The sequence below is a fragment of the Vibrio sp. Vb1554 genome (assembly GCF_033344235.1).
This window is the reverse complement of the sequence record NZ_JAWPOJ010000120.1, coordinates 1-1681: the sequence shown is the minus strand read 5'-3', so window position 1 is coordinate 1681 and position 1681 is coordinate 1. Positions and strand designations below refer to the sequence as shown.

Annotated in this window: 1 protein-coding gene and 1 pseudogene; one reads left to right on the top strand and one right to left on the bottom strand. The window is 47.4% G+C overall.

What is annotated here, in order from left to right; translation table 11 throughout:
• On the bottom strand, window positions 1-1261 hold a 1261-nt coding region (locus R8N28_RS24155), incomplete at its 3' end, for a ferric reductase-like transmembrane domain-containing protein (RefSeq protein WP_318183540.1).
• Window positions 1262-1503: 242 nt separating this feature from the next.
• On the opposite strand from R8N28_RS24155, the pseudogene R8N28_RS24150 reads away from it, so the two are divergent.
• A pseudogene (locus tag R8N28_RS24150) lies at window positions 1504-1681 on the top strand (carbenicillin-hydrolyzing class A beta-lactamase); the annotation flags it as partial.

The window sequence follows — 1681 nt, the reverse complement described above, 5'->3', positions numbered from 1 at the left end:
CTTCAGGCCCGCAGAAATAGAACTCATAACGCGCTAAATCGCCACATTCGCTCGCGATACGCTCTACGTTAAGTCGAGGAGACACCGCCGTATCAATCACGTTCAGCTTCACTTGCGCAAGACGTGCCATTTTCCACAACTCGTCCACTAAATGGCTGTCCAAACCTCGCGTGCAGTAAAACAAATGCACAGGAGGATGCGTTTTTAGCGATTTGAGTGACGCTAAGATGGCAAAGAACGACGCGACCCCAACACCACCCGCAATCCAAATCTGCGGCTTATTGACGTCAAACGCCAAGCGTCCGTAAGGGCCTTCAACCATCACTTCTTCACCAATTTTAACCCTGTGGTACAAATCCGTAGTGAAATCACCCAACTCTTTGATCAAAAAGCGTACCTCTGGTTCATGCTCACCTGAAACAATCGTAAACGGATGCGGATCTTCATTACCAAAACGAACATAAGCAAACTGCCCAGCTTTGTGTCCTTGCCAAGGTTTTCCTTGGCCGTTGTTGCTTGGCGCCAAAACCAGCTCCATCACTCGCGCTTGAGGGAAGTAGCGAGTCGACACCACTTTGGCGGGATGGCGATTCGATCGTCCGACAAAACCAAGCAAGCTATAAACGGCAGCTGCAGAGCCCATCAAGGCAAAGCACAAAGCAACGAAATGAATTGGCTCACCCCAGTACGCATGTTTGATCAGCAAAACGGAGTGAACAGCAATCATCAAATACACTGCCGCCATTAAACGATGCGACAACTTAAATGGCTTGTATTTAACAACCGTCCACAATGACACCACGAGCAATGCTAAGAGCAGGTAAAAACCCCACTCCCCCAAACCAAGCCCCACATCGCGCAACTCTTTGACCCAGAGTTCTAAACCGACAAAGTTGTTCCCAGAAGGCCCAACCCCGGTGTGTTTGATTGGTTTTTCGAGCACTCCTGCCGACACTAGCCATTTTGGCACTTTATACGTCAACCAATGCACGACTCCGAGGCTAACCCCCGCAATGCCGAGCCATTTATGCACACGATAGGCCTTATCCATCCCGTGAACCCATTGCTCGATCACAGGTAAGCGCAGCGCCAGCACCATCGCAATAGACATCAAAGCTAACGACAAAACACCAGAATATTGAATAAGCGCGGAGCGCCATTGGAAGAATTGGATCGAGGACAGCAGTTGCGGTTCACTCATCCACCACAACACAGACACGGCGGCAATTATCATCCATACAAAATTTCGTACAGTTTTCATGAACATCACTCTCAAATTGACGACAACTCTAGTTTAGTTTTTCTAGCGTAATGCAACGTCAATATTCGTAAAGTTGAGTAAACCCACAATATACCTAAGGTCAATAACAAACTTGGAGGTATTGCGCAGAATCCTACAGAAAATCGACAGGGATTTAACAGTGGTTAGAGTATTCACTCGTTATAGTTTGCTTAACATAGCCAAAGTGCGACTCAAAACCAAAAGAACGAAGAACACCACGCATGAAAAAGTTATTCCTGTTGGTTGGGCTGATGGTTTGCTCAACTGTTAGTTACGCCTCCAAATTAAACGAAGACATCTCCCTCATCGAGAAACAAACATCTGGGCGAATTGGAGTGTCAGTCTGGGATACACAAACGGACGAGCGTTGGGATTATCGCGGAGACGAACGTTTCCCAT